This window comes from Chryseobacterium sp. X308, assembly GCF_020733145.1.
Taxonomy (GTDB): domain Bacteria; phylum Bacteroidota; class Bacteroidia; order Flavobacteriales; family Weeksellaceae; genus Chryseobacterium; species Chryseobacterium cupriresistens.
Map to the genome: position 1 here is coordinate 591,143 of NZ_JAJFZH010000001.1, position 25,974 is coordinate 617,116.

Here is a 25,974-nt window from a genome sequence, read left to right on the forward strand (position 1 = left end):
TTTTATTATCCTCCGCATCCTCCGCAACCACCGCAGCCGCCTCCACAACCGCCGCCTCCGCTGCAGCTTGATCCGCCACAACTTCCTCCGTCATTGTTTTGCTTATCTTTTCGGCTAGGATCAGAAACCTCCTGATCTCCTATGATTGAAACGATAGTTCCCAGAATGAAAATAATCCCAAATACAACAGCAGTAACCATTAACCCCGAAAAGTTATCTCCTTCTGTACACGAAAATAAAAGCAATAACACCAATATTGGAGCAAAGAAGGCCGTTTTTCTAAGCCAGGATTGCAAGGTTGACTTTTTCTTACGCTCTCTCCAGATTTCTTCGGGTGCTTCTTGCCGGAATATCTGCCGATAGCCTGTTAAAGTATCTTCAAACCAGTTCTGATGTCTTTCTTTTTCCGCAGAACCTCCTTTGGATGGATGATGATGAAGTGGTCTTTTTAAAATATGAGGACAGAATTCTTCCCAATAATTTTGGGTGTAGATCAGATGCATATGCCAAACCTTGTCAACAATGTTACTGGGAGAAGCTCCATGCGGAAGAATACAGCAGAGATAAACGAACTTTTTGTATTCTTCAATTGCTTTTCTGGCAAAATCAAGACTCCAGCGTTCTTCTTTTGCGAGTTTTTTTGAGAAAGGGAACTCGACACCGGGAGCATCCAGAGAAAATTCCTGTATCCTGTTCCAAAGGGACTCATCTTGTAATAGCATTTTTGTTTCCATTGTTTTGATTTTTGTTTCTATTCAAATATCCATGGATTATACAATATAAAAGTCTTTCAAAAATCTTTTTTGGTTTGATAAAAATCTTAAATTAGTCTTATAAATAAACTCCATGAAAAAGGAAGATATCCTGCATCTTGAGAAACTGATGAATTTCTTAAGCTGGCAATTTTTAAAGAAAAACCATTGGGAAGATGTTACCAAAACCGAATGGTCTTATATAAGCGCAGAATTGAACGACCTGATTATCAACGATCATTCTGAAAAAGAGATCAAAAAAGAGCCAGATCTTCTGGGAACGAATTATCTGTATGAACATCTGATCATCAATAAACTGAAAAAATTTAAACAGAATGAAAATGCTGCTTTAAGCAGACCAAACCTTGCCAAACTGAGTTTAATTGTCAAAGTTTTGGGGTATTCCAATTACATAGATTTCATAAATTCAAATACGGAGGCATTCAATTTTAATGATCTGAGGATTGATATGAATAATGCCAATATGAATACCGCACTTTTAGACCGTTTAATAGGCTGCTGGTATTCTTACAACAGAAATCTACCTGATAATCCTTTGATGGCAAAAGAAGACCGTATATGGCGCTCTGCGATGGAAATTTACAAGTCTGAAACCACCGGAGAATATTTTATTGAAAGAAGCGGTGGTGATCATCACAAATATTTCGGAAAGGTGACAGCCTATTCTGATTATGTTTTCATCATCATGAACAGCAATACGTTTATCCGTCAGAGACATTTCATTTCTAGGATAAAGGATATTAAAGAAAAACTTAAGAACCCGGACTATAAACTCCACGAAATCCATTTCATAAGCACCTGCATTAGTTTCAATCAGGAGCCGATTGCTTTGTTTGAAATCTTCAGAAAAGCGGACAGAAAAACCTTTATTTCTGATTCCATAAGTTTTCCCATTGACAGTGACGAAATACCTGAATCAATTGTTAAACAACTTGAAGATACCGAATCTAACAGAATAGATTACAGATAGTTAAAAGAGATAAAAAAATTATCGGATACAAAAAACTCAATAATAAAACATCATCATCAATCTTTATATCATGGTCAGGGAATAAGACTGTTTCGTGTCTATTGTATTTCTCTTATGCCAGGAATATATTTAAACCTTAAAAATCAATTCATTACCGCAATAATTCTCTAACTTGATGGTTCTAAATATGAACCCCTCAATCGTCTTGCTATGGAATATTATGAATTGTATGAAGTTTTGAAAAATCATTTTGATTCCGGAAATGGCAGGGTTGAAATTAAAGAATTGAATGTAAGCATTGAATCAATTCCTTTTGAATCCAAGGTTTGTGACCTGCTTTATGGCTCAGAAAATCAGCATTGCAACAAACATAAGCAAACACTCGAAATCAACAAAAATGGTTATCTCTTGTACGACCAACCCGCTGTAGATATCAAAGATTTTGATATTGAATGCAATAAAAGATTTGAATATCATATCCTGAAGCGGGCAGATATAGAAACAGCCGAAGGAGCTTTGTTTTTTTTCCATGGTCTGAACGAAAAGAAATGGGATAAATACCTGCCATGGGCGTATGAACTGGCTCAAAGAACACAAAAGGCCATCATTTTATTTCCCATTGCATTTCATATGGATCGTGCAGAACCTATCTGGAGTGACCGCCATCATATGATGGAAGTGGTTAGTTTCAGGAAGAGAAATTACCCGGAAAACATGAATTACTCTTATGTGAATGCTGCCATAAGTTCCAGACTTGAAGCTCATCCGCAAAGAATTTTCTGGTCTGGCCTCCAGACCTATTCTGATATCACAGAAGTGGTAAAGGATATTAAAAAGGGTAAAATCAAGAGTATTTCCCCGGAAGCAGATCTGGATTTATTTGGGTATTCTATAGGATCATTTCTTTCTCTGATTATCAAAATGGCAGATCCCCATCATTATTTTACCCGATCAAAAGTGTTTTGCTTTTGTGGTGGAATGACGATCGACAGGATGTTTCCGATATCCAAATACATCATGGATACTCAGGCAACAGTTAAAATGCAGTCTGTTTTTACGGAACTGCTGAGCTCGGATTTTAAGTCAGATTCACGCCTGAAACATTATCAGAACGAAGCATTGCATCCACAGGAGAGCTGGTTTAAAAAAATGCTCCGCTACAATTATTTCCAGAAGGAAAGAGAGGAAAGAATTCAGGAAATCCAATCTCAGATCAAAGCCTATGTCTTGGAAAAAGACAGTGTAGCACCTCCGATAGAAGCTTTAAACACACTGCAGGGCGGTTACAGGAATATTAAAGTCGATATTGAAATCAAAGATTTCCCGTTTGAATACTCCCATATGGTTCCCTTTCCGCTTACCCACAAGCATTCAAAAGAAGTTACCAAAGCATTTCACCAGTTTGTACAATCCGCCAGTGATTTCTATAATGCCTGATGATCTATCTTTCAGGGATAAAATAGAGAAAGAAACAGTTTAAAAATAAATAGTATAAGATCCATGGTGTTTGTTTTTTAAGTTAGTCGTTATCAACTGACCAGCCAGTCTTTGAAGTCTTTCACGCGGTCTCTGCTGACCGTTATTTCCTCTTCAGGCTGAAACTCAAGGTCCACTTTATAGTAAGGCGAAGTATGGATATTTTTGATATAATCCGAACTGATAATAAACTGCCTGTTCACCCGGAAAAACTTTTTCGTATCCAATACATCTTCCAGCTCATCAAGTGTAAAATCTGACGGATAGGTACGGTCTTCCGTCTGAAGATAAACGATTTTATTCTCACTGAAAAAGCAGCTTATTTCGTGAGTCTGAATAATCTTAAGGTTGTATCCTATTTTCACCAGCACTCTGGAAAGGGTAGATTTTTCTTTTCTGATCAGCTGTTTGATATCCTGAGAACCATTGGTATCGCTGGCAGGAATGAAGGATTTAAATTTCTCTACGGCTCCTTCCAGGTCTTCATCAAGAATGGGTTTTAAAAGATAATCAATGCTGTTCAGCTTAAAGGCTTTCAGGGTATACTGATCAAATGCTGTTGTATAGATAATGAAACCTTTGGTAGGTGCTTTTTCGAAGATATCAAAAGACAGTCCGTCACCTAAAACAATATCGGAAAAGATCAGCTGCGGATGTTCATTTTCAGAAAACCAGGCAACACCTTCTTCTACTGATTCTATTTTGGCAACGATCTCTATTTCAGGAAAGTTATTCAGCATTCTCTCTAATTTCCTTGAAGCCGGTTTTTCATCTTCTATAATGACAGTTTTGATCATTGAGTTTAAGTTTTGGTTTTCAGATTTTAGGAAATAAATTTATATAAAAGTGGACAGATTTTAATAGTGTATCGTTTTTTTCTCTTTTCTGAGTTCTTTTTCAATCATATCTTTTTCCCATTCGGAATCAAAGAGAAATAGTTTTGCCGCTTTTACCAGAATAATAAATCCCCAGATTCCAAGAATAGTATATCGGTCAAACCAATGAAAGCTGATCATTTTTTCACCAAAAATATCATCAGGAATGATCAGAACGGCAAATAAGGCAAATATAAAAAGGCTTTTATAGAATTTTCTGATGTTGCGGGTTTTTGTTTGAGCAGTTTCGTAATCCATGATGGTAAGTTTTTAAATTATAATTGTTTATAGTGTTTTAATTTTCTGTTTTTCATCCTTCTCCATCAGTTCTCTGATTTTTCTTTCTTCCCAGCTTTTACCAATCCCGAATACGCTTATGGCATGAAATGCAATTCCTACTCCCCATCCCAGTGCAGGCCATAGAAACCATAAATATCCGGGAGCAGTTACAATGTTCAGTATTGCTAAAAAAGGAATAATGATACAGTAAGAGGTAAGGTTTCCATAAAATTCTTTCAGGTCTTTCACTCTTCTTGAAGCTTTTCTGTAAGCTATTGTTTCTTTGTCTGGTAAAATTTCCATAATGATTTGTTTTAAAAGGTTGGTTTGTTTTTTCTTGAATCAAAGTTAGCTCAGGAAAGTGCTACGAATCAATTTTATGTGACCGAATGGTAGATTATGCTGTCTGAACTGTAAAAACCTGTCATTAATAAATAAATGGGATCAATTTTTTGGTGCTTTTTCTGTATTCAATATATTCATCCCCAAACTGTTCTATCAGCGTCTGTTCTTCAATCTTAATCCTGTAGGCAAAGGCTAAAAAAGGAGGAATAAAAGCAAAAATCAATGAAAGCCAGTTATTTAAATACAAACCGAGGCCAAGAGAAGTCAGCAGAGAAAAAGCATAGGAAGGATGCCTCAGATACTTATAAAATCCTTCTTTTTTGATTTTATGATCCTGTCTGATGGTTACATCTACCGTAAAATATTTTCCCAATGACCTGATGATCATGTATCTGACAATAATCCCAGCAAGAATAAAAAGCTCGCCCAGATAAAGTATCCAGACGCCATCAGCCATTGGAAAATGAGTCTGATAAGACACAAATACTGCACTTGCAATGGAAAAAGGAATGGCCAGCCATAGGATATTCAGAGTTGATTTATCCTTGTTCTTTTGATCTTTTTTGCCGGACTTCAGCATGTTCTTGTAAAGGAATTCCGTGAGAAACCAAGCAGCCATTGAAATGTAGAACAGCGTTGATAAGGTATTCATTGTAAAGAATTTTTTTAGATTAAAATTTCCTATTTAGTGATCTTTCTGTTTATCCATCAGTTCCTTGATCTTCTTATCTTCCCATTTCCTGATAAAATTAACCTGCGGCAGAAAAACGGTCACCGCGTGAGCTGCAAGCCCTATTCCCCAGAAAGTTGCCGTAAAAAAGTTTTTAAACTGAAAATAGCTTTCACCAGGCTTCAGGTGCATATAATTATAGACAACGATCAGAGCATTCACAGCGATATAAGCGAATACATGTCCGTAAAATCCACGCAGTCTTTCTACCTGCCTTCTTGCCCGTTGATATTCAATATTGTTTTCGTCAAATCTTCCCATGGTGTTATTTTTTTTGTTTGTTCATAATTTCACGAATCTTCTTTTCCTGCCATGATTCTCCTACTCCAAACACCTGAAATGCATGGGAAGCAACGCCTATTCCCCATCCCAGTACGGGAAACCAGAACCAATGATTTCTGCTGCTTGTAAAAAGATTAATAAAGATTAAAAAGGCGCTTACGGTACAGTAAGAAATAAGGTTCATATAAAAACTCTTAATCTCTTTTACTCTCTTTTGTGCCCTTTGGTAAGCGGCAGAATCATCTTCAGGTTTTGATGTAGAAATATGCGGTTTAGCCATTAGCATCGGAAGTTTTACTTTAAAATGATCTTCGGATTTTTCAATGAAGACATTTCGCTCCGTAATAAGGGAATAACGCTGTACAATATTAGCAAGACCAATGCCTGAGCTTTCTTTGATCTGCTCCCTTACCTGAAGATTATTTTCAATACAAAGGGTATTTCCGTCCGAAAAAATTCTGATGACCAAAGGTTTTGATGACGTTGCAAAATTGTGTTTGATACAATTTTCCAGCAAGAGCTGCAAAGCCAGTGGAACTACATACTTTTGATAATCCTCTTTAGCGACATCAAAAGTAAAATCTACACTGTCTTCAAACCTTGTTTTTAAAAGTTCGCAATAAGTTCTGGCAAATTCTATTTCATCTTCCACCGTTACCAGCTCTTTATCTTTTTGTTCAAGTACATACCGGTAAATCTTTGACATTGAGGCGGTAAACTTTTGTGCCTGTCGGGGATTTTCATCAATCAGAGAGCTTAAAACATTCAGGGAATTGAAAAGAAAATGCGGATCCAGCTGGTTTTTTAAACTTTCAAACTGGGCATTGGCGGATTTGGCGATAAGCTTCTGTTCCACCACTTCTTTTTTGGAAGTTTTCTTCAGTTCTTCCATAAAACCTTTCGCGTGCAGGAAAGCAGAAATCAGAAGGGCAATATTGATCATAAACCAATTGGTTACCCCATATTTAGAGGAAAAGAACTCTTGTGTGGTTGCTGTTTTCTGAATCACCACATAGTTCATATAATTACAGAAATACACCAGAATAAAGTTTCCGATAATAATGGAAATGATACTTAAAATAGCTCTCGTTCGGGTAGCTTCGGACCATGGAAATTTTCTGTTGAGGAACTCATTGATAAATCCGTTTCCAAATCCCAGAACAAAAGAGTACATGGTTGAAAGGAGCAACGTGATCAGAAAGGTCTGCAAGGTTTTTTCATCATTAAAAAACAAAAAGAAAAACAATGTAGTTCCCAATGATGTCCAAAGTAAGGTTGTCAAATATTTACGCTTCATGATCTGTTTTCTTGACTCAAAATTAGTTTTTATTAAAGGTATCAAAAATTAATTGTTACCGAAGGGCTGATTTTTCTTTCCGAATGGTATAAAAAAACCTTCATGAATGAAGGTTGATTGATTGAAATATAGAGAAAACTACTTTGTTTTTTCTGCCGGTAAGCTTAGGAAATAATCGGCTTCTCCTCTTCCCCAGTTAGGATCTAAAGCTGTTTTAGGCTTATATGCTGTAAACTTGGCCTTGGCATCTTTAAATAGTTCCAATCCTTTGGTTTTACTTCCTCCGTACTGTTCGGGAGTAAAATAGACATCTTCTGCTTTGATCAATGCAATTCTTGGATTTGAAGGATCTAATTTTTCTGCAATATTAAGTTCATCAGCGGCTCTTACCCCATCTGTCATATAACGCTGGGCAGGATTCACCATCATTCTCAGGGAATAAGACATTTTTTTCAACAGATGAATTTCCGCATTATCTGCTCCTGCAAGATTCTGGGCCAATGAAAGACTTTTCTCTGCCTGATCCGCAATAACATCCAGTTCCTGCATTTTTCCGTCCCTCATCAGGGTTCTTCCTTTTTGGATATAAGAAAATGCTGCATAGTAAGCAGGTAACCACTTTGAGCTTTCCTTGCTTCCTATTCTCTGGAAATCATTGGCAAGAGCCTGGAAATCTTCCGGGGTTTTACAGGTTTCAATTTTCGCAATTTTTTCAGACATTATTTTGTCGTAATCTGCCTGTGCAAAAGCCGTTAAGCTCACCAAAGCTAAAGCAAAACTTAAAAGGTATTTTTTCATGATATTAAATTTTAAAAGTTAGTTTATTGTGTGTTCTAAGATATGTTTTTTATAAATTATTATTGATGGCATCATCTGTTTTATCTACTCCAAAGCTTATAAATGCTCCTATGAAAACAAAAGTATTGACTGGCGGAACAATAGCAGAGCTTCTGGAACCATTGGCTGAAAAATTATAGCCATATACATTCTTTGATCCTAAAATATTGCTGATGCTCAATACAAATACAGGAAAGGCTTTCGCATCTTTTTTACCGATATTCGGAAGATAATTAATACTGAAATTCAATGCGTTGTAATCCTTAAGTCTTCCTTCATTACGAATAAAATTTACGGCTTTTCCATCTTTAAATGTGGAGGCAATGTCATAATAAGGCCGTCCTTTCGCGTAAGTATATGATAAATTGACCCCAAGCTTCCATTCCGGAATAAATCTTTTTGCAACGGCTGAAAGGGTATGTTCTGCTGCAAAACTCGGCTGCAGGCTTACCGGATAATTCAGGAAATCCCTTTTTGAATCCAGATAAGAGTAGCTAATCCAATAATCGATATTTTCAAATGTCTTTTTATTATCTCTCCAGAAAAACTCCAGTCCTTTTGCATATCCATAGCCATCATTATTTAAAGCGGTCTGAATCTGCTGATTTTGCTCTTTGTCCTGGGTAATATTGAACGTCTTAATCAACTGGTCATATTTCTTGTAAAATGCCTCAAAACGTAAAGTTCTGCCTTCTGAAGCTCTCTGAACCTGGAAAATATAATGCTGTGATTTCTGAAAACCAAGATTGGCAGGTCCATTGATGTATTTACTTTCCGGATTCTGATAAAAAATCCCGTAAGCTAATGAAGTGGTCCAGTCTTTTGCAAGACGGTAGGCAATCGCAAAACGAGGCGCAATATTATCCTTTCCTAAAAAAGAAGAATGCTCTGCTCTCACCCCTATTTTTGCTGACAATGCATTGCTGAAGCCAAGATCTGTTTCCACGAAAGCAGAAGAGACCAGGTCTTTATAATGTTTCTGCACAGCTTCAAAATTCAGGTTTTCATCCGTATTATTCAGTTCAATTCCTCCTCTTACGGCACTGATTCTGTTTATCTTTCTTTCAAGAACTGCTTTGAAGTTCACATAGTTTCCATCAGTCAGAAGCTGGCTTCTGTTGGATTCAATATCATTGGTTTCCGTCGAAAAATGAAGATCCGATCTGTTGTAGGAATAAGAACCGCCCACATTAAGCAGATATTTTCCGAATTTTTGTTTAAAAGAAAGGTTGTGAAATGTATTTTTACCGTTAAGCTTTATCAGACTGAAATCGGATCCAGGTTCAAGGCTTTCCGACTTTACTCCCATTTTATTGGAATTGAACATTCCGTAATATTTGAAAAAGCCTCCTGATTTTGTTTTAAATCTGAAATTCAGATCTCCGTTGAGACCTTGCGGAGCTTCAACAAAATCTGTATTAAAATTAAAAACTTTCTGCATCAGGCTTAGCAGAGAATATCCTGCCGTAGCTCCGTAAGAATAGTTTTTATTATCTCCTAACTTCTGAAATCCGGCATTCAGGAAAATAGGTGAAATCCCAATATTATAAGAAGTTTCATCCGGAAGATCCACACTTTCCAGCATTAAAGCTCCCGAAAGGGCCTGGCCGTACAACGCCGAATAACCACCACTTGAGAAGATATTTCCTTTAAAAAGCGAAGTATTGAACTGATCTCTTCCCGCAATTCCCGGAACTGAATTGGAAAAATAATTGTTGATAAGACTTCCGTCCATAAAGATTTTAGATTCGGTTCCTGTTCCTCCACGGATGAACAAACCTTCCGTTCCTCCTACTTTTTGAACTCCAGGAAGATAAGTCAATGCCGAAGAAATCTGTCCGTCTGCTCCTGCTGTGGTATAAATATCAATGGGAGTGAGTAATGCTGTTGCTCTTTTCTTATCGCTGGCTTCAATAGATCCTGCAGAAACCACCACTGCATCAATCTCACTGATCTGTTCTTTAAGCTCAATATTCAAAGAAATATCCTGATTTTCAATAGAAACTGATCTTTCCACATTCTCATATTTCGGGTGGGTAAAAGTAATTGTATGTGCTCCTTTTTCTGAAGTTTCAAAGGTAAAACTACCTTGGGCATCTGTTGTAGTCCCATCATAGGTATCTTTCAGTGTTACATTTATTTCGGCGACTCCTTTGTTTTTGAAGGATACTTTCCCCGATATTTTCACCTGGGAATATCCCATAATGGAAGTGAGAAGAAGAATCAGAAACAGTATGTTTTGTCCTTGTGTTTTCATTTTTATTGTTTTCTGGAATCAAAAATAGCATGAGAAATGCCTTTCTGTAAAAAATATATTACTGAAAGGCATTCTTTTGCTCCCGAATGGTAATTAATGAACCGGAACACAAAAATCCACGATCATTTTTCCTTCCGGATGTTCTTTAAAATTGGAATGATAGATTTCATAAGGGAAGGTTCTTCTCATGGTGTAATTGTTTTCATTCATCCATAAGAACAAAGAAACCCAACATTGTTCAAAATCATCCAATGTCACCTCTCCGCTTCCTACAATGTACTTTCCGCCTTCTAACGTTTCTGAAAATACTTCTCCCTCCTGCTGCTGAAGTTTTTCATCCAAAAGCATGCAGGCGTGAATCCTGACTTTATCGGGAGGTGTGATTTTACAGCTGTCGTGATAAACAGAAATCATTTTAAGATGTTGCCGTGGAAACAGGTTTTTCTTTTTTGCCCAGTCTATCAGGACATTAAAAGAAGGTTCTACGTTGCCCATTCCAAGGCTCATAACGGAAGCCAGATTCATTTCCGGCATTTCTTTTACTTCGATTTTTAAATTCATTTTAGTCCAGTTTAACAGGTTTTCAATATTGCAAATGTATTGGCTGAAAACCGTATCAACTTGTCCGTTCTTGCTTTGTGTTTGTAAAATCCTGTGAAATTTTTCCGGTGCTGATCTGCGAAATTCTGTGGGCGCGAGACCATAATATTTTTTGAATGTTTTGCAGAAAACAGAATGATTGGAAAACCCAAGATCCCAATAGATCTCCTTGATGTCCATATTTTTATAAACCGCCAGATGAAGGGCACTTTTCTCTATTTTCTTTCTGATAATATAATTCTGAAGGGTTTCTCCCGTAACCAGCTTAAATATTCTGTGAAAATGATACGGAGAATAGGCGCTTACCTCTGAAACTTTTTCCAGAGAAAGATCTGCATCAATATGGTTATCAATATATTGAATTGTTTTTACAATCCGTTTTTTATACTCTTCCACTTCAAAATTATTAGTTTACAAAGATATTTTTCCGGAATGAAAGTCTGTTGTCTTTTATTGCTATTGTCTGGAGGTCGTTTCGCTTTTTTTGTCACGAGATATCTTCTTCGAAACGTTTAAATAAAAGAACATCTTCTTTAATTTTCTGATCTGAAGATGCAATATATCCCTGATACTCTTCATGAATAAAAATTTCTCTGGTAAAGAACTTTTCTTCTTCAATCCTGCATTCGTTATTGATCACTTCAAAAGAATCCAGCGGAAGCATCATCCCTGCTCCATGAGCCTTTATTACAGCTTCCTTTCTTGCCCAATAAGTGAAGAATTCTTCCGTTTTATCCTCAGCATCATGAATTTCCTGAAGCTCTTTGGCCGTCATCTGAAATATAAAATCCTGATAAGTGATCTTCGGATCTCTGAATTCAACATCTATTCCCAAAGGATATTCTGCAATAGCACAGACCGCAAGCTCTTTGGAATGCGATATATTAAAATGAAGATGATGGTCTTTTAAGTAAGGCTTTTTATTGGGAAGAACATCTGTTTTTACATCAGAAATATTATAATACGTTTTTAAACCATATTGTAAAAGCACCTTTCCCAGTAAAGAAAGCTGCACATCCTGCCATCTTCTGTATCGCAGGATATTCTGATTAACCTCCTGAGAAAAAGCAGGCAGGTATCGGTCTAAACGTGACTGATGTTTTTCTTCGCTAATGAATGTATACAGAATAATCATTTTTCTTTTCTTTCTCCAAGGATCAGATTATACACTGCTTCCCAGCTACTAAAATAAGCTTTTTTCTACCTCGTTTTAAATCAGTAAGCCTCAGAGCTAAGTTTCGGAATTTAAGGTTACAACAGCCTGTATTAAAGCAATCATTTAAACTAAGTTTTTCAAAAAAGAGTGAGATCATAAAGCGCTTTGGAAAATCTTTTTTAAATTTATCGTAAAATCACTATAAATCATTTAAAAAATGAAAGTACAAACATTAGCATTATTGGCGGGATTTGCAGTTTTTGCCGTTTCATGTGGAACCACAAAAACATACTCTGTAAATGCCAAAAGCGGAACACAGACAGGGGGAACGGCGAAGTTTACTCAAAATGGAAATGAAGTAACTATGAAGCTGGATATTACCAACCTTACTCCTGGAATCCATGCGGTACACATTCATGAAAAAGGAGACTGCTCTGCTGCAGACGGAACTTCTACTGGCGGCCACTGGAATCCTTCGAAGAATGATCATGGTAAATGGGGTGCTGAACATTTCCATATGGGAGATATAGGAAACCTGGTTGCTGATCAGAACGGAACAGCAACATTGACTTTCAAGACAGATAAATGGTGTCTGGGTTGTACAGATGAGTCTAAAAACATCATTGGAAAAGGTCTTATAGTACACGCTGCAGCAGATGATTTCCATACCCAGCCTACCGGAAATGCAGGAGGAAGAGTAGGATGTGTAGAAATTAAGTAATCTACTTTATTCAATAAAAAAACCGCTAACTACAAAGATTAGCGGTTTTTTATGTTTAGGATTTAGCTCCCATATCCGATACAATATTCATTGCTTCCTGCAGGTAAAGATCTTTTTTCAGATTCTTAATCCACATTTCAGATTTTTTCTTGAAAGCTTCGTCTTTTTTCTCTCTTTCAATTTCACTTGGATACATGATAAACTGAAGGCCGTTCTCAAATTTTGTCAAAGCTTTGAACTTTTCAATCTGAGATTTTCTGTTCTTCATCAGCTCATTAAACTTCGTAATATTCAAAGTAATATTTTCTTCTTTATCCAGTTTTTCTCTCCATTGAGCAGATTCTAATAACAACTGATAATTGCTGTTTTTAGCCATTCTGTCTGCACTTGCTTTTTCCAGCGCCTGAATGTTGAAATAGTTCAGTTTCTGGAATTTTGTAGGCGAAATTTTGTCCCAGGCCAATGCATAATCATCATATCGCTCTCCTACTTCAGCATAGGTAAAGAAGTCTTTCATCTGAATATCAGAAACGATACCTTTTCTCTGGGTAGATTCTCCTGTTATTCTATAGAATTTCTGGATCGTCAGTTTTAAAGATCCGAAATCATCTTCTGTGTTCAGGAATCTGTTCAGATCCACAAAAGTCTGAACGGTACCTTTTCCGAAAGACTGCGGAGATCCGATGATCATTGCTCTTCCATAATCCTGCATCACACCAGCAAGGATTTCTGAAGCGGAAGCGGAAAGTTCATTTTGCATAATGACAAGCGGACCGGTCCAGATAGGAGCTTCGTTTTTATTTTTAAGCGTCTGTATTTTTCCATTTCCATCTTTCACCTGAACATAAGGTCCGGCTTCCATGAAAAGTCCCATAATATCGCCTACTTCAGTTAACGACCCTCCTCCATTATTTCTAAGGTCTAGAATAATTCCTTCAATATTCTGGGCTTTAAGCTTAATAATCTCATTTTTGATGTCATCAGAAGCGTTTCTTCCTTTGGCATTTTCAAAGTCAGCATTAAAACTTGGCAGGTTGATGAAACCGTATTTTTTACCATTTGGAGCATTCACAACAATACTTCTTGCAAATGTATCTTCGATCGCAACTTCTTCACGGATCATGGTTACATCTTTAATGGTGCCGTCTTTTTTCTGAACCGTTAAGGTTACCGGAGTTCCTTTTTCACCTCTGATCAGTCTTACCGCTTCATCAGAAAGCATTCCTACCACATTTACAGCATCTTCTTTCGGTTTGGATCTTACTTTCAGGATTTTATCACCTTCTGAAAGCTGTTTCGACTTCCATGCCGGTGCTCCAATAGTAAGCGCTCCTAAGTAAAGGTTCCCTTTTTTCTCCTGGATCAGCGCTCCGATACCAATTACTTTTCCTGTGAACTGGGTATCAAAGTCTTCTTTATCTTTTGGAGAATAATAGTTGGTGTGCGGATCAAATACTTCTGTATACGCATTCATATACACGGTAAACCAATCCATTTTCTTTCTCTTTTTGAATCTTGTAAAGGTATCTTTTACGAGGTCTTTTACTTCATCAGTCGCTTTTTTGATCTTTTCGTCCTGAGTAAGAACCTTGAACTTGATCGTATCTTTCAGCTTATACTTCTGAACAGAGTCTTTCTTTTCTTTCTGAGCTTCCTCTTTGCTGTTCATCGACTCTACTTCCTGAAGGATATTGTATTTGATGAATTTTTTCCACTCATTATACTGTTCCTGTTTGTTGGCAGGTACTTTTTTAAGTTTTGGCTCAAGGGTAAGCGTTTCATCTTCCTGAAGATTGATCGGCTTACTGAAAATATCCTGCGTGATTTTATCAATCTCGTCTACTCTTTGGTACAGCCTGTCAATCGTAAGCTTATAAAAGGTAAGATCACCCTGGTTGATATAGTCATCAAGCTTTGTTTCATGCTTGCTGAATTCATCCATATCAGATTGCAGAAAATATCTTTTTGCCGGATCTACCAATTCGAAATAATGCTTATAAACGTCCTTCGAATAGGCATCATTGATAGATTTCGGGCTATAATGCAGATAAGAAAGTGTGTTTTTTACGCTCACCATTATCGTCTGCATCTTTTCATCGTCATTCTGTGGCGAGTTGAAACAAAACATTAGACTGGTTAATGGAATAAGGAGTAAAAATTTATTCAGTTTGAAATTTTTCCACATAAACTGTCTTTATTTATTAATTTTTTTAAAATAAGTATAATAATTAGTAGCAGTAAGTTTGGTACTGTTACAAATGATCAAATTTAATACCTTATTTACAAATATCGACAGTTTTACCCATTTTTATTTAAAGAGATTTCCAAATAATCAAAACAGTGTTAGCCATTTCCTATTAACAGGCAGTTTTACTGCAAACAATAATGATCAGCCTTTTTCAGGACATATCCGAAGTTTTATTTTTCAATCAAAAACGTCAAAAACATATACCACAAAATTAATTTTCAACCATAAAGGCATAAAATATGCAGAGAATTAAACATACAAATTCAAAATATTAAGTCATGAAAAGTTTATTATGGTTAGTAGCAGTCATCTGCATCGTTGTTTGGCTATTGGGAATGCTGGGAATAATTCCTGGAATTAGTACAGGTTATTTAATCCACATTCTATTGGTTATTGCCATTATTGTTATTCTTTATAATATCATTTCTGGCAGAAAACCTCTCGACTAGTTTATTATTTTGTAAAACTTACTAAATTAAAACAATCAGATCAAACGGGTGCTCTTCTGGCGGATGATAAGAAATTCCGTATGGAAAAGCATCTGTAATGATCCGATATGAACGATATTAAATTCAGCCTGTTAATTTCTTTCATTTCAGTTTTATTATCCTCCTGCTGCTATTTTCCCTATCCATGCTTAATTCGTGTTTCTATCGTCAGTATAGGAATTTTATTTCTTATTTCACAATAGCCAATCCCAATCTGGTATTTTATGGCGTCTGATTTTTACCTACATTTGATGTGTTGAAAATCTATTTGTTCAATTCTGAAAATGAACAAACTCACTCTATTTAAATAAAAAATTAAAGATAATTTATGGAAAGACCACTTATTCTGGTGACTAATGATGACGGAATTACAGCTCCTGGTATCAGAAATCTTGTCAGTTTTATGAATGAAATCGGAGAAGTAGTGGTTGTAGCCCCCAACTCTCCCCAAAGTGGAAAAGGCCACGCTATTACCATCAACTCTACTCTAAGTTACGAAGAAGTTACCCTGGACGGCCCACAAACTGATTTTTCCTGCAGCGGAACGCCTGTAGACTGTGTAAAAATGGCTCTTGATAAAATTCTGAAAAGAAGACCGGATATTGTGGTTTCAGGAATCAATCACGGGGCAAATTCTTCTATTAATGTAATCTATTCGGGGACCATGTCTGCTGCGGTAGAAGCTGGTGTGGAAGGAATTCCTGCCATTGGGTTCTCATTGCTGGATTTCAGCTGGGAAGCAGATTTTACCCAGGCTAAGGAATTTATTCAGAATATCGTAAGAAGAACATTGGAAAACCCAATGCCAAGAGGAATTGTACTGAATGTCAATATTCCAAAACTTCCGGCTGAAGAAATAAAAGGAGTAAAAGTCTGTAAGCAGGCTCATGCCAAATGGGAAGAAAGCTTTGATGAAAGAATAAATCCACATGGTAAAAAATACTACTGGCTGACCGGGTACTTCAATAATATGGATGATTCTGAAGATGCCGATGAAACGGCATTGGCTAACGGATATATTTCTATTGTTCCGGTAAAGTTTGATCTTACTGCGTATGAATACATGAAAACGCTGGAAGAAGTGATGACTTTTGAAGATGTAAAAGAAGTAAAATAACAAGGAAATTATAAAAGCGTGAAATTGGATTTCACGCTTTGTTTTTATATTGTTAAAATAATACTTTATCTTCTTTCCTGAGCTCTTCCAGATAAGCTTTTTTGTCATCCCTGTAAAAAAGGTTCATCGTTTCAAAAGGGATTAACTTCAGGTCTTTATTGACAATATGTACGCAAGACTTCTTCACCGCTCTTACATCAAAATCATGAGCATCCATAAAGTTCATGATAATTATTCTGAAAAGGTTATCATAGTCAAGATCCGGAGCACATACATCCGGAAGGCAGCACAGTAACTGATTGACCTTAGGCTGAACTTTATCTACGGAAATTCCGGTGCTGAAAATATCCAGCAACTGCATATGCAATCCTTTATCCTGTTCATAAACAATGGTATTCCTTGACTCATTATTCAGGAGATCTGCAGGATTGATATAGCGGGTTAAAGGAATTGTTTCTCCCTGCAGTTTCAAGATATAGCCCATAGCCAGCGCATCCGGATTACATGGAACGGGAATAATATCATCAGAATTTAATAACGGAAACTGATTGATAATTTCCTGTCTTACTTCAGTTAAGGTAATTTTTTCATGAGCAGAATCTTCCCGGTTTCTTCCGGCAATTTCAACCGGCTGGAAGGTGATTCCTCTTACGCATTTCTGTTTCAGGGCAAATTCTATAATTTTTCCTATTTCATCAATATTTTTATCTTTTTGAAGAACAACCACCAATGTCGTAGAAAGGTTAAGTTCATTGAGTTTTTCCAGTGCTTTCATTCTGACAGCGGTAAGATCTTTCCCTCTGAAATCTTCCAGGACATCAGGTTTAAATGAATCAAACTGAAGGTAAATTTCAAACTCGGGAGCATAGGTCGCCAATCGTTCAGCAAATCCCGGATCATTGGCTATTCTGATTCCGTTGGTGTTCAGCATCAGATGTTTGATCGGTTTTGATTTGGCAATATCCATAATTTTGAAAAATTCCGGATGAATGGTAGGTTCTCCTCCACTGATCTGCACCACGTCCGGTTCCCCTTCATTTTTTACAATAACATCAAACATAGCCTCAATTTCTTCCAGGCTTCTGTGACTTCCATAATGGGGTGAGGACATTGCATAGCAGGTTGGACAGGTCAGATTACAACGATCTGTAACTTCTACGATAGAAAGACAGCTATGCTGTTCATGATCTACACATAGTCCACAATCATAAGGACAGCCATATTCCACATCGGTTCCGAAATGAAGGGGCATTTCAGAGGCTTTATTATAGTTTCTTATATTTTTATAATAATGTACGTCAGAAGCTATTTTTGTTTTAAAAAATCCATGATCCGGACATCTTTTGGTCATAAAAACAGCTTCATCCTCAATAATGATTTTGGCACCTACCCTTTTAAGACATTCCGGGCAAAGACTGATTGTATAATCATAATAAGTATAATTTCTTACTGGCATAGCAAATTTTTTAAAGTCCTCCGCAAATATAACCGCTGATCAATCCACAGATCAGAAGAGATATCAGCATGGTCTGGATAAATTGTTTTCTGGTGAATTTCCTGTCTCCCTTTCTTTCGTAAATAAGTTTTGTGATAACAGTGACAATGAGGGAAAAAAACAGTGCAGCCAAAATAATTGCACCAATAATCATTATCACTACCCCAGCCAGATTGAGATTCCCTTCTAAAATAGTTAATGTTTTCATCTTGAATATTTTAAATATAAAGATCCGGTATTTTTTATTTTATAAATGTAGTAAATAATTACACAGATACACACCATTTGAATCGTACCTATATTTCCAATGATTTCTACCCTTGGTTTTATAAAATCCAAAAGGAATCTGAATGTAAAATAGCTGAGCATAAACAGCTGAAAAATAAAACCGGAGGCGTACTTCTTACGATTCTGAATATACTTTAATCCTATCCAAAGAAGAATTAAAAAGGCTATTTCATACAAGGCAACAGGATGTCTGAGATATTGGTCCCCCAAATGCATCCCAAAAACAGAATCAGTAGGAATACCATATGTCTCTTCACCAATACCTGTAAGAAAACATCCTATTCTGCCTATAATCATGGCCAATATCAGTGGGAAAACAATAAGATCTCCCGTACTTTCTTTATGATGTACAATCTTTTTTGCCAGCTCTACTCCCAATAAACCAAAAGCCAGTCCTCCTACAATAGTATTGTTTGACCAGAACTTTCTGACAGAAAAATTTTCAAATAATGCATAAGGGTTTTCAAGATTACCAATCAGTTTGGAACCTATCAAAGCACCGGCAGTGGCACCTATTAAAACTGCAGCAGAAGTATTGAAAGAAAGTTTTTCCTTAGACTTACGTTTCAGATAAAAATAATATCTCATGCCCAAAAACATTCCGGCAGCCTCAAAAAGTGGATGCGCAAGGATCGTTTTGCCGAAAATATGAAATGTTACAGGAAAATCCATTATTTCAAAAATACACTATTTCATATTATTCACTACCTTTATTCTGACAAATAATTACAAAATGCGTATAGAATATGACATAAAACTGGGGTTCAAGGATGTAATGTTCCGCCCTAAGCGTTCTACTTTGAAATCCCGTTCGGAAGTTGATTTACTGAGAGAATTTACCTTTAAACATACCAGGAAAAGATGGACAGGAGTCCCTGTAATTGCAGCCAATATGGATACAGTAGGAACTTTTGAAATGGCAGTGGAGCTGGCCAAGGAGAAAATTATTACCGCAGTTCATAAGCATTATACTCCTGAGGAATGGAGCAAGTTTCTCAACAGCCAGCCTGAAAGTATTCATCAGTATATTGCATTGAGTACCGGAACCGGAAAAGCTGATGAAGAGAAAATAAAACAGATCCTTGATAAGCACCCAAAAATTGAGTTTCTTTGTATAGATGTAGCCAATGGTTATTCTGAGCATTTCGTTGAATTTGTGAAGAAGGCAAGAGCCAATTTCCCGGATAAGATTATTATAGCAGGAAATGTGGTTACCGGAGAAATGGTGGAAGAACTTCTTCTGGTAGGTGCAGATATCATAAAAGTAGGTATTGGTCCTGGATCTGTGTGTACGACCAGAGTAAAAACAGGAGTGGGATATCCTCAACTTTCTGCGATTATAGAATGTGCAGATGCTGCGCACGGTTTGGGAGGACATATCATCGCTGACGGCGGATGTAAAGTTCCCGGTGATGTAGCAAAAGCTTTCGGCGGCGGTGCAGATTTCGTCATGCTGGGCGGAATGTTTGCCGGACATGATGAAAGTGGTGGCGAAATGATTGAAGAAAACGGTAAAAAATATCGCCTTTTCTATGGAATGAGCTCTAAAACAGCCATGGATAAGCATTCCGGAGGTGTGGCGGAATATCGTGCCTCAGAAGGAAAAACTGTGAAAGTAGCGTATAAAGGACCGGTAGCAGATACTGTAAAAGATATATTAGGAGGAGTAAGATCCACATGTACTTATGTAGGAGCCTCGAAGCTTAAAGAGCTTTCCAAAAGAACTACTTTTATAAGAGTTCAGGAGCAGGAAAATCAGGTTTTTAAAGACTAAAAATAAAATAAAAGGCTTTAGAATATTTATCTAAAGCCTTTATTCTTTTGTTCTGATGTATTTTTTATTGAAATATTTTTCAAGCTGATCATTTACATAGTTTTTTTCCTCTTTTACAGAAGCCATTTCATCCATATATAAAATTATGGGAACTTCTTTTATTTTATCTACCACAACAGAATCCTGAGACGAGTTTTTAATTATATCAACTCTCTGATTCATCTCTCTTTCATATTCCTTAAGATCTGTAGTCAGAAGCTCCATGACTATATTTTCACCATTGAAATCAATATTAAAATAAGAATACTTTTCGGGGAAAATTTTCAGTTCAGGTAGAAAAACAATGAAAAGAGAAACCCACCAGAACTTTTTAATTTTCTCAAATTTGAAAAAAACGATTAGTGAAAAACTGATTAAAAAATAAAAGATGATACTTTCAAACTGTCTTGCAATAGAGGTTAGAATATACCCTGTAAATAACAAAGGTACCAATGAAACCAACCAGAATAAAACAGCTTTTTTCAACAGTATCTGAGTAGTGATTTTCCTGAGTTCTTCTTCAAAAACTTTAATAAAAAGAGGTAATATTAAAAGTACTTTGACCGCAACATAGAGTGTATTGGCCCCAAAAAGGCCTATTCTTTTTACCCATTTTATTAATCCTGTTTCAGTCTCTCCCATTCTGTTGAAGTTACCTGGTGCAAGAAAGCTTACCCATATAAAGATACTTGCTGTTAATAGGAAAATCAGCGTTTTCTTATCGCGTTTAAGATAATAAGATACCAACAGAATTCCCCATACAATTAATGCCAGAATTTCATTGGAACCCATCAGCAGTATGATAAGCGGTAGAGAAAAATAAAACCAGATATTCTCTCCCGTATCTTTATTTTTTTTAATAAAATACAGTAAAATACCCGCTAAAATTACAGGAACGAAATAAATATTGGATCCTGTGATCCAGAAGTAATGTTCAGGCAGGCTTACCAGAAGTATGGTATAAAAGAAAAACAAAAGGAAGCCTTTTTTGAGAGATTCTTTCAGAGAATAATGGAAATATTCTTTCAGGTTTAATGTGGAAACTCCAATAAAGGAAAGCATCAAAAAGACAGGATAGATTTTCGGAACAATATTGTTACTGTCGTAAAAGACAGGATTAAACATATTGATAGAATACCCAAAATATCTTCCTCCCCATGTCGTATAGGTATTGACAAAACTTTGCAGCAGTCCCATTTTTCTGGTTGTATAGGACCAAAAATAATCATCGGTCTGATATACATTAAAGAAACTAATGTATGCCAGACCGATGAATAGTAAAACGGACAAGAATAAAACTATATTCTGTACTTTTTTCATTTTTTATGTTAACATTCCACCGTCAACGTTTAACGTCTGTCCGGTAATGTATGCAGACATTTCGCTGCCTAAGAATACACATGCATTGGCGATATCCGCAGGCTGTCCTCCTCTCTTCATTGGAATTTCTTCTCTCCATCCCTGAACGGTTTTTTCATCCAGAACAGCCGTCATTTCTGTTTCAATAAATCCGGGAGCAATCGCATTACATCTGATATTTCGTGATCCCAATTCCAGTGCAACAGATTTTGTAAACCCTATCACCCCGGCTTTAGAAGCTGCATAGTTGGCTTGTCCGGCATTACCCTTCACACCTACTACAGAAGTCATATTAATGATAGATCCTGATCTTGCCTTCATCATAGGCTTAATTACTGCCTTTGTAAGGTTGAAAACTGAATCTAAATTTACTTTGATTACTTGATCCCAATCTTCTTTGGACATTCTCAACAACAGGTTATCTTTTGTAATCCCTGCATTGTTTACCAAAATATCAATCTGCCCGAACTCTGCCATCACTTCCTCCACCAATTTCTGAGCAGCATCATAATCTGATGCGTCAGACTGATATCCTTTAATTTGGGTTACAGAACTTAAAGCTGCTTCTAATTCTTTTGCTTTGTCTACAGAGCCAGCGTAGGTAAATGCTACTTTTGCTCCCTGCTGAGCAAACATTTCAGCAATACCTTTACCGATTCCTCTTGTAGCTCCGGTAATTAGTGCTACTTTTCCTTCTAATATTTTCATATCTATTGACAATTATTTTTTTATAACTCGTTCAGCTAGTGACAGCTGCCTCTTCATGTTTCTACAATTCCTTTCTGGAATTAAACGGTTTGCAAAGATATTATAAAATGTTATTCAACCCATTTAAATTGTCAAAATACTAGCTTTTTTTTGATGAATATCAGGATTTTCATTAAAGTTGAACATAATTATTTTTAAATCTGGTGAAATAAATAAAGTCTGTTTTCTTACTTTTATCTAATCTCAATACCTCTTTCTGCCAAAAGTATTTATCATAAATAATGTCTTTCAAAGGCTCATTCTGAAAATTGGAAACCCCAAATTTTCCTTCTTTTTTAACGACAATTTCGTTTTCAGCATTTCCGAATGTGATAATATCTTCGTATACAAACGGTACAATTTCTGTTCCCTTCCCATCCAGGATTCCATAAAAGTTGTCTGTGTTTCTGCAGACCAAAGGTTTTGAATATTGATTAAGAGGATTAAAATAGTCAACATCTTCATTTTTAATCTCGCTGATATTTTTCAACTCAGATATAGAATGATCTTTTACAGAAAATCTATAATAGCGGTCCTGCTTTCCAATGATAAGATTGTCGGGATAAAACCCGAAAATCTGAACTCCGTCTCCTACAATATTTTTAAGATCTTTATCTAAGAATTGTTCTTCATTTTCTTTTTTAAGGTAAATAAAATCTTTTCCTGAAACAGTAAAACTTTTGATAAAATCGTATTCCTGAGGGAAAATGATATTACCCTGCAGGTCTATAATGCCGGATTTTTTTGCTTTATCATTATAAACACTGAATAAATTACCCAATAAAGGATTTACATATTTAAAAGTCTGTGCATACAGCTTTCCGTCTTTCTTACTGAAAACTGTTGTCCTTCCGTTTTTTGTAAGATAGATATATTCTTTTTTGCCAAAATATTCCGGGGTGATATCGTTAAAGATTTCTTCGGCAATCGTATTGTCTTCTGCATCAATCAAGCCATACTTTCCTGTACTTTTATTTTTAGTAATCAGATAAGGGTAAGCATTGATGTTTACAACCTGTTTAGAAAATTTGTGCAGGGTTTGCCCGTTATTTCCAATGATTTCACTTTCTCCATTTTCATTAACGATAAGTGCCCTGTCCCCTTCAAAGCTGTAGTCTTCTTTAAATTCCCGGGTGCTGAGCTGCTTTCCGTTAAAATCATACAGAAACCATTTTTTGTCTTTTAAAACAAAAAGCCTGTTCTTCCCTGAAAAACGGATCTTTTCCGAGTAAGGAATGATTTCCTTTCCGTTAAAATCATAAACGGCTTCTGAATTCTGTTTTGATGAAATAATACATTCTTCACTCCACCACGGAGTATTAAATTCCTGATCGCCAAGAGGAATAAGTTCTGTTCCCTTTTCGTCAATAACAGCTGATTTTCTGCCATTTCCTTCCTCAGAATAAAGAATAAACCGGTTTTTGAAAACATGAAGAATACTTCCTTTGTAAGGAGATTCAAATGTAATAGTGCCTAAAGAATCCACAATTCCCTGTTTCTTATAATCAGTATCGTAGAATGTTCCATATCCCTCAGAATAAGAACTGATTTCTTTCCCTGTCTTTTTCGACAGGATCACCTTCATATATTGGTTAGTTTGTGCTGTACAGACTACAGAACACAATACAAAAACTAATTTTTTCAAAGAAAATTAAATAGAATTATTGACAATAAGAACGATCTCTCCTTTTAAAGTTTTACTCTTGGAGAATTCAATTAATTCATTGATTGTTCCTCTTTTAGTTTCTTCAAATTTCTTAGAAATCTCACGGCTTAAGCTTACCCTGGTTTCTTCTCCGAAGAATTCTTTGATCTGTTCCAGAGTGGTATTAATCTTATGAGGACTTTCGTACAAAACGATGGTCTTTTTTTCTTCAGCAAGCTGCTTCAGTTTGGTTTGTCTTCCTTTTTTCTGTGGCAGAAATCCTGCGAAAAGAAATTCGTTATTAGGAAGACCAGAAACAACAAGTGCCGGAATGAGCGCTGTAGCTCCGGGTAGGCAGATCATATCAATATTGTTATCTGCTCCTGCTTTGGCCAGTAAATATCCGGGATCTGAAATGCCGGGAGTTCCTGCATCGGTAATAATAGCAATATTCTGCCCGTTTTTAAGGTCTGTAATCACTTTCTCCGTTGCCTGATGCTCATTATGTAAATGATAAGACTTTAATGGCTTGGAAATCTCAAAATGTTTTAAAAGTATTCCTGAAGTTCTGGTGTCTTCACATAAAATATAATCTACTTCTTTCAGAACATTTACCGCCCTGAATGTCATATCTTCCAGATTCCCAACGGGTGTGGGAACAAAATATAGGATTCCGCTCAAAATTATAAGAATTTATTTTCCACCAATATCCAAAGTCTCTGTGCATATTCATCCACCTTATTCCATTTTCTGTCATAGTACAGATCACTCAGGTATTCTTTGGCTTCTTCCAGTGTTCTGAATTGGTTCAGCTGATAAACAGTATCATTCAGATCTGCCTGGCTTCCTTCAAAAAGCATCTTCGTGAAGGCAAGTCTGTCATTCAGATCCAGCTTAAATTCAGGTTTCAGCTTATCTGCTTCCATGAATTGTGTTGGAATATTGGATTTCAGAATACTTCCTGTATCTTCTTTGGCAACAGGAGCTGTTTTTTCTTCCTTGGGAAGTTCCAGGTGGTCGTCATCAAAAAGTGACTGAACAGCCTTCATCCCTTTGATATTGGCTAATTTTATTTTTTTCTCCCGATGGTATTCTTCTAAATTTTCGAAGCTCTCATCGGAACGATGTTTATCTGTTTTTTCAGGAACAGGTTTGTCGATTTCAACAATCTTTCTGCGATCATAGACTTCAGCAAGAATGCTTTCTTCTTTTACAGGTTCTTCAGAGTGGTCATTTTTGATCTCACTCAGAATATTTTCTACATTGGAAGTTTCTGTAGCCATTTCTCCCTGTTCTATGGAAATGTTTGAAGCCACAAATTGTTCTTCGTTTTCTTCAATCAGTATTTCATCATCCAGCGTTTCTGTATCAAAAATGCTTGGAATGGTTTCTGTAACAGAAGATTTCACATCATTTGCTACCGCAGACTCAGGTTCTTTCTTCGATTCCTCTTCAGAAATCAACTCTTCCTGCTCTTCTATTTCATGAAGCTGATTATTGAAAACCGCTTCTTCTGCTGTTACTTCATTATAAAACAGATCTTCATTAAGATCTTCATCCGAATCCGGTGTAGAATCTGCAAGGATTTTATCCTCATCCACAAAGCTCAGAACAGCTCTTTGTTCTTCTGAAATTTCATTTTCATCAATTTCATTCAGCTGATTATTAAAAACTGCTTCTTCTTCCAGAGTTTCATTTCCAAAATCCTGTTCCTGATTTTCAGGTGAGTTTTCAATCTTATTTTCTTCTACAAAGCTTACGATATTTTCATGGAACTCGTTTTCAACAATTTCATTCAGCTGATTATTGAAAACAGCTTCTTCTTCAGATTCATCTGAAAAAACTTCATTTTCATCAATTTCGTTCAGTTCATTATTGAAAATAGCCTCCTCTTCCGTCACTTCATTTCCGGTATCATGATGTTCTGTTTCTCCGGAATCAAAAGAGACATAGTGATGGTCCGGATTCTGTGCCGGATTGTCTGCTACGAAGTATTCGATATTTTTTTCCAGCAGTTTCAAAAAAGAAATCCTGTTAGCAAGCTCATCCACAAGATCTTGCTTGGAAAGTAATTCGTCTATATTACTTATTTTGTCCAGATTATCAATGATATTCATGGATTCAAAAAAAATCTTTTCCTTTAAATCTTGGATATTCTGCATAATAAGATTCTTAT

The 25,974-nt window shown here is 36.3% G+C and carries 26 protein-coding genes; 6 read left to right on the top strand and 20 right to left on the bottom strand.

Annotated elements, in window-relative coordinates; genetic code table 11:
- Positions 1-5 precede the first annotated feature (5 nt).
- Entirely contained in the window at positions 6-734 is a 729-nt protein-coding gene (locus LIV57_RS02710; protein ID WP_227941310.1) for a glycine-rich domain-containing protein, read from the bottom strand.
- Positions 735-846: 112 nt separating this feature from the next.
- Here LIV57_RS02710 and LIV57_RS02715 point away from each other — a divergent pair, with 112 nt between their 5' ends.
- Together LIV57_RS02715 and LIV57_RS02720 are read left to right on the top strand one after the other, a co-directional pair.
- Positions 847-1,743, top strand: coding sequence for a hypothetical protein (locus tag LIV57_RS02715; protein ID WP_227941311.1), 897 nt, complete (start codon positions 847-849; stop codon positions 1,741-1,743).
- Between the two features lie 210 nt (positions 1,744-1,953).
- Entirely contained in the window at positions 1,954-3,180 is a 1,227-nt protein-coding gene (locus LIV57_RS02720) for a DUF6051 family protein (protein WP_227941312.1), read from the top strand.
- A gap of 92 nt (positions 3,181-3,272) precedes the next feature.
- Here LIV57_RS02720 and LIV57_RS02725 read toward each other — a convergent pair whose 3' ends face one another.
- The 10 genes from LIV57_RS02725 to LIV57_RS02770 form a co-directional block, all read right to left on the bottom strand.
- Complete coding sequence (locus LIV57_RS02725; RefSeq protein WP_227941313.1) at positions 3,273-4,016, bottom strand: LytR/AlgR family response regulator transcription factor; 744 nt, start codon at positions 4,014-4,016, stop codon at positions 3,273-3,275.
- Positions 4,017-4,076: 60 nt separating this feature from the next.
- Positions 4,077-4,352, bottom strand: a complete 276-nt coding sequence (locus LIV57_RS02730) for a 2TM domain-containing protein (protein ID WP_227941314.1) — start codon at positions 4,350-4,352, stop codon at positions 4,077-4,079.
- A gap of 27 nt (positions 4,353-4,379) precedes the next feature.
- The gene (locus LIV57_RS02735; protein ID WP_202842121.1) at positions 4,380-4,676 is read right to left on the bottom strand and encodes a 2TM domain-containing protein; all 297 of its coding nucleotides are present in this window, start codon (positions 4,674-4,676) and stop codon (positions 4,380-4,382) included.
- Between the two features lie 124 nt (positions 4,677-4,800).
- A complete protein-coding gene (locus tag LIV57_RS02740; protein ID WP_227941315.1) occupies positions 4,801-5,370 on the bottom strand; it encodes a methyltransferase family protein in 570 nt (189 codons plus the stop codon).
- A gap of 33 nt (positions 5,371-5,403) precedes the next feature.
- The gene (locus LIV57_RS02745) at positions 5,404-5,709 is read right to left on the bottom strand and encodes a 2TM domain-containing protein (RefSeq protein WP_227941316.1); all 306 of its coding nucleotides are present in this window, start codon (positions 5,707-5,709) and stop codon (positions 5,404-5,406) included.
- Positions 5,710-5,713: 4 nt separating this feature from the next.
- Positions 5,714-7,027, bottom strand: coding sequence for a 2TM domain-containing protein (locus tag LIV57_RS02750; RefSeq protein ID WP_227941317.1), 1,314 nt, complete (start codon positions 7,025-7,027; stop codon positions 5,714-5,716).
- 138 nt (positions 7,028-7,165) lie between these two features.
- A complete protein-coding gene (locus LIV57_RS02755; protein ID WP_227941318.1) occupies positions 7,166-7,825 on the bottom strand; it encodes a hypothetical protein in 660 nt (219 codons plus the stop codon).
- 49 nt (positions 7,826-7,874) lie between these two features.
- The gene (locus LIV57_RS02760; protein WP_227941319.1) at positions 7,875-10,121 is read right to left on the bottom strand and encodes a TonB-dependent receptor; all 2,247 of its coding nucleotides are present in this window, start codon (positions 10,119-10,121) and stop codon (positions 7,875-7,877) included.
- A gap of 93 nt (positions 10,122-10,214) precedes the next feature.
- The gene (locus LIV57_RS22940; RefSeq protein WP_227941320.1) at positions 10,215-11,117 is read right to left on the bottom strand and encodes a GyrI-like domain-containing protein; all 903 of its coding nucleotides are present in this window, start codon (positions 11,115-11,117) and stop codon (positions 10,215-10,217) included.
- Positions 11,118-11,208: 91 nt separating this feature from the next.
- Entirely contained in the window at positions 11,209-11,856 is a 648-nt protein-coding gene (locus tag LIV57_RS02770) for a 4'-phosphopantetheinyl transferase family protein (protein ID WP_227941321.1), read from the bottom strand.
- 238 nt (positions 11,857-12,094) lie between these two features.
- Here LIV57_RS02770 and LIV57_RS02775 point away from each other — a divergent pair, with 238 nt between their 5' ends.
- Positions 12,095-12,598 (top strand): superoxide dismutase family protein, encoded by a 504-nt coding sequence (locus tag LIV57_RS02775; RefSeq protein ID WP_062672846.1) that lies wholly within the window; start codon positions 12,095-12,097, stop codon positions 12,596-12,598.
- 55 nt (positions 12,599-12,653) lie between these two features.
- Here the strand turns inward: LIV57_RS02775 and LIV57_RS02780 are convergent, their stop codons facing one another.
- Positions 12,654-14,783: a carboxy terminal-processing peptidase gene (locus tag LIV57_RS02780; RefSeq protein WP_227941322.1), complete on the bottom strand. Its 2,130-nt coding sequence runs from the start codon at positions 14,781-14,783 to the stop codon at positions 12,654-12,656.
- A 341-nt stretch (positions 14,784-15,124) separates the two neighbouring features.
- On the opposite strand from LIV57_RS02780, the gene LIV57_RS02785 reads away from it, so the two are divergent.
- Together LIV57_RS02785 and surE are read left to right on the top strand one after the other, a co-directional pair.
- Entirely contained in the window at positions 15,125-15,295 is a 171-nt protein-coding gene (locus LIV57_RS02785) for a lmo0937 family membrane protein (RefSeq protein ID WP_227941323.1), read from the top strand.
- A 367-nt stretch (positions 15,296-15,662) separates the two neighbouring features.
- Positions 15,663-16,451 (top strand): 5'/3'-nucleotidase SurE, encoded by a 789-nt coding sequence (surE, locus tag LIV57_RS02790; RefSeq protein WP_227941324.1) that lies wholly within the window; start codon positions 15,663-15,665, stop codon positions 16,449-16,451.
- A 52-nt stretch (positions 16,452-16,503) separates the two neighbouring features.
- Here the strand turns inward: surE and LIV57_RS02795 are convergent, their stop codons facing one another.
- From LIV57_RS02795 to LIV57_RS02805, 3 genes are read right to left on the bottom strand one after another with little or no spacing between them, the layout of a single operon-like run.
- Positions 16,504-17,907 (bottom strand): radical SAM protein, encoded by a 1,404-nt coding sequence (locus LIV57_RS02795; RefSeq protein WP_227941325.1) that lies wholly within the window; start codon positions 17,905-17,907, stop codon positions 16,504-16,506.
- A gap of 10 nt (positions 17,908-17,917) precedes the next feature.
- On the bottom strand, positions 17,918-18,154 hold the full coding sequence (locus LIV57_RS02800; RefSeq protein ID WP_227941326.1) for a hypothetical protein: 237 nt from the start codon (positions 18,152-18,154) through the stop codon (positions 17,918-17,920).
- Positions 18,151-18,906 (bottom strand): prolipoprotein diacylglyceryl transferase, encoded by a 756-nt coding sequence (locus LIV57_RS02805; protein WP_227941327.1) that lies wholly within the window; start codon positions 18,904-18,906, stop codon positions 18,151-18,153. Before LIV57_RS02805 ends, LIV57_RS02800 begins: the two co-directional genes overlap by 4 nt.
- A 61-nt stretch (positions 18,907-18,967) precedes the next feature.
- Between LIV57_RS02805 and LIV57_RS02810 the strand changes: the two genes are divergently transcribed.
- On the top strand, positions 18,968-20,008 hold the full coding sequence (locus LIV57_RS02810; protein ID WP_227941328.1) for a GMP reductase: 1,041 nt from the start codon (positions 18,968-18,970) through the stop codon (positions 20,006-20,008).
- Between the two features lie 39 nt (positions 20,009-20,047).
- Here LIV57_RS02810 and LIV57_RS02815 read toward each other — a convergent pair whose 3' ends face one another.
- The 5 genes from LIV57_RS02815 to LIV57_RS02835 all read right to left on the bottom strand — a co-directional run bounded on the left by LIV57_RS02815 (position 20,048) and on the right by LIV57_RS02835 (position 25,960).
- Positions 20,048-21,367: a hypothetical protein gene (locus LIV57_RS02815; protein WP_227941329.1), complete on the bottom strand. Its 1,320-nt coding sequence runs from the start codon at positions 21,365-21,367 to the stop codon at positions 20,048-20,050.
- Between the two features lie 3 nt (positions 21,368-21,370).
- Positions 21,371-22,114: a 3-oxoacyl-[acyl-carrier-protein] reductase gene (gene fabG / locus LIV57_RS02820; RefSeq protein ID WP_137904546.1), complete on the bottom strand. Its 744-nt coding sequence runs from the start codon at positions 22,112-22,114 to the stop codon at positions 21,371-21,373.
- 172 nt (positions 22,115-22,286) lie between these two features.
- A complete protein-coding gene (locus LIV57_RS02825; RefSeq protein WP_227941331.1) occupies positions 22,287-23,798 on the bottom strand; it encodes a WG repeat-containing protein in 1,512 nt (503 codons plus the stop codon).
- A 6-nt stretch (positions 23,799-23,804) separates the two neighbouring features.
- Complete coding sequence (rsmI, locus tag LIV57_RS02830) at positions 23,805-24,479, bottom strand: 16S rRNA (cytidine(1402)-2'-O)-methyltransferase (RefSeq protein WP_227941332.1); 675 nt, start codon at positions 24,477-24,479, stop codon at positions 23,805-23,807.
- 2 nt (positions 24,480-24,481) lie between these two features.
- Positions 24,482-25,960: a hypothetical protein gene (locus tag LIV57_RS02835; protein ID WP_227941333.1), complete on the bottom strand. Its 1,479-nt coding sequence runs from the start codon at positions 25,958-25,960 to the stop codon at positions 24,482-24,484.
- Between the last annotated feature and the right edge of the window lie 14 nt (positions 25,961-25,974).

What these genes read in the sequence shown, in the direction of transcription:
- LIV57_RS02710 (WP_227941310.1), bottom strand. Translation starts at nt 734, where the DNA reads ATGGAAACAAAAATGCTATTACAAGATGAGTCCCTTTGGAACAGGATA.
- LIV57_RS02715 (WP_227941311.1), top strand. Translation starts at nt 847, where the DNA reads ATGAAAAAGGAAGATATCCTGCATCTTGAGAAACTGATGAATTTCTTA.
- LIV57_RS02720 (WP_227941312.1), top strand. Translation starts at nt 1,954, where the DNA reads ATGGAATATTATGAATTGTATGAAGTTTTGAAAAATCATTTTGATTCC.
- LIV57_RS02725 (WP_227941313.1), bottom strand. Translation starts at nt 4,016, where the DNA reads ATGATCAAAACTGTCATTATAGAAGATGAAAAACCGGCTTCAAGGAAA.
- LIV57_RS02730 (WP_227941314.1), bottom strand. Translation starts at nt 4,352, where the DNA reads ATGGATTACGAAACTGCTCAAACAAAAACCCGCAACATCAGAAAATTC.
- LIV57_RS02735 (WP_202842121.1), bottom strand. Translation starts at nt 4,676, where the DNA reads ATGGAAATTTTACCAGACAAAGAAACAATAGCTTACAGAAAAGCTTCA.
- LIV57_RS02740 (WP_227941315.1), bottom strand. Translation starts at nt 5,370, where the DNA reads ATGAATACCTTATCAACGCTGTTCTACATTTCAATGGCTGCTTGGTTT.
- LIV57_RS02745 (WP_227941316.1), bottom strand. Translation starts at nt 5,709, where the DNA reads ATGGGAAGATTTGACGAAAACAATATTGAATATCAACGGGCAAGAAGG.
- LIV57_RS02750 (WP_227941317.1), bottom strand. Translation starts at nt 7,027, where the DNA reads ATGAAGCGTAAATATTTGACAACCTTACTTTGGACATCATTGGGAACT.
- LIV57_RS02755 (WP_227941318.1), bottom strand. Translation starts at nt 7,825, where the DNA reads ATGAAAAAATACCTTTTAAGTTTTGCTTTAGCTTTGGTGAGCTTAACG.
- LIV57_RS02760 (WP_227941319.1), bottom strand. Translation starts at nt 10,121, where the DNA reads ATGAAAACACAAGGACAAAACATACTGTTTCTGATTCTTCTTCTCACT.
- LIV57_RS02770 (WP_227941321.1), bottom strand. Translation starts at nt 11,856, where the DNA reads ATGATTATTCTGTATACATTCATTAGCGAAGAAAAACATCAGTCACGT.
- LIV57_RS02775 (WP_062672846.1), top strand. Translation starts at nt 12,095, where the DNA reads ATGAAAGTACAAACATTAGCATTATTGGCGGGATTTGCAGTTTTTGCC.
- LIV57_RS02780 (WP_227941322.1), bottom strand. Translation starts at nt 14,783, where the DNA reads ATGTGGAAAAATTTCAAACTGAATAAATTTTTACTCCTTATTCCATTA.
- LIV57_RS02785 (WP_227941323.1), top strand. Translation starts at nt 15,125, where the DNA reads ATGAAAAGTTTATTATGGTTAGTAGCAGTCATCTGCATCGTTGTTTGG.
- surE (WP_227941324.1), top strand. Translation starts at nt 15,663, where the DNA reads ATGGAAAGACCACTTATTCTGGTGACTAATGATGACGGAATTACAGCT.
- LIV57_RS02795 (WP_227941325.1), bottom strand. Translation starts at nt 17,907, where the DNA reads ATGCCAGTAAGAAATTATACTTATTATGATTATACAATCAGTCTTTGC.
- LIV57_RS02800 (WP_227941326.1), bottom strand. Translation starts at nt 18,154, where the DNA reads ATGAAAACATTAACTATTTTAGAAGGGAATCTCAATCTGGCTGGGGTA.
- LIV57_RS02805 (WP_227941327.1), bottom strand. Translation starts at nt 18,906, where the DNA reads ATGGATTTTCCTGTAACATTTCATATTTTCGGCAAAACGATCCTTGCG.
- LIV57_RS02810 (WP_227941328.1), top strand. Translation starts at nt 18,968, where the DNA reads ATGCGTATAGAATATGACATAAAACTGGGGTTCAAGGATGTAATGTTC.
- LIV57_RS02815 (WP_227941329.1), bottom strand. Translation starts at nt 21,367, where the DNA reads ATGAAAAAAGTACAGAATATAGTTTTATTCTTGTCCGTTTTACTATTC.
- fabG (WP_137904546.1), bottom strand. Translation starts at nt 22,114, where the DNA reads ATGAAAATATTAGAAGGAAAAGTAGCACTAATTACCGGAGCTACAAGA.
- LIV57_RS02835 (WP_227941333.1), bottom strand. Translation starts at nt 25,960, where the DNA reads ATGCAGAATATCCAAGATTTAAAGGAAAAGATTTTTTTTGAATCCATG.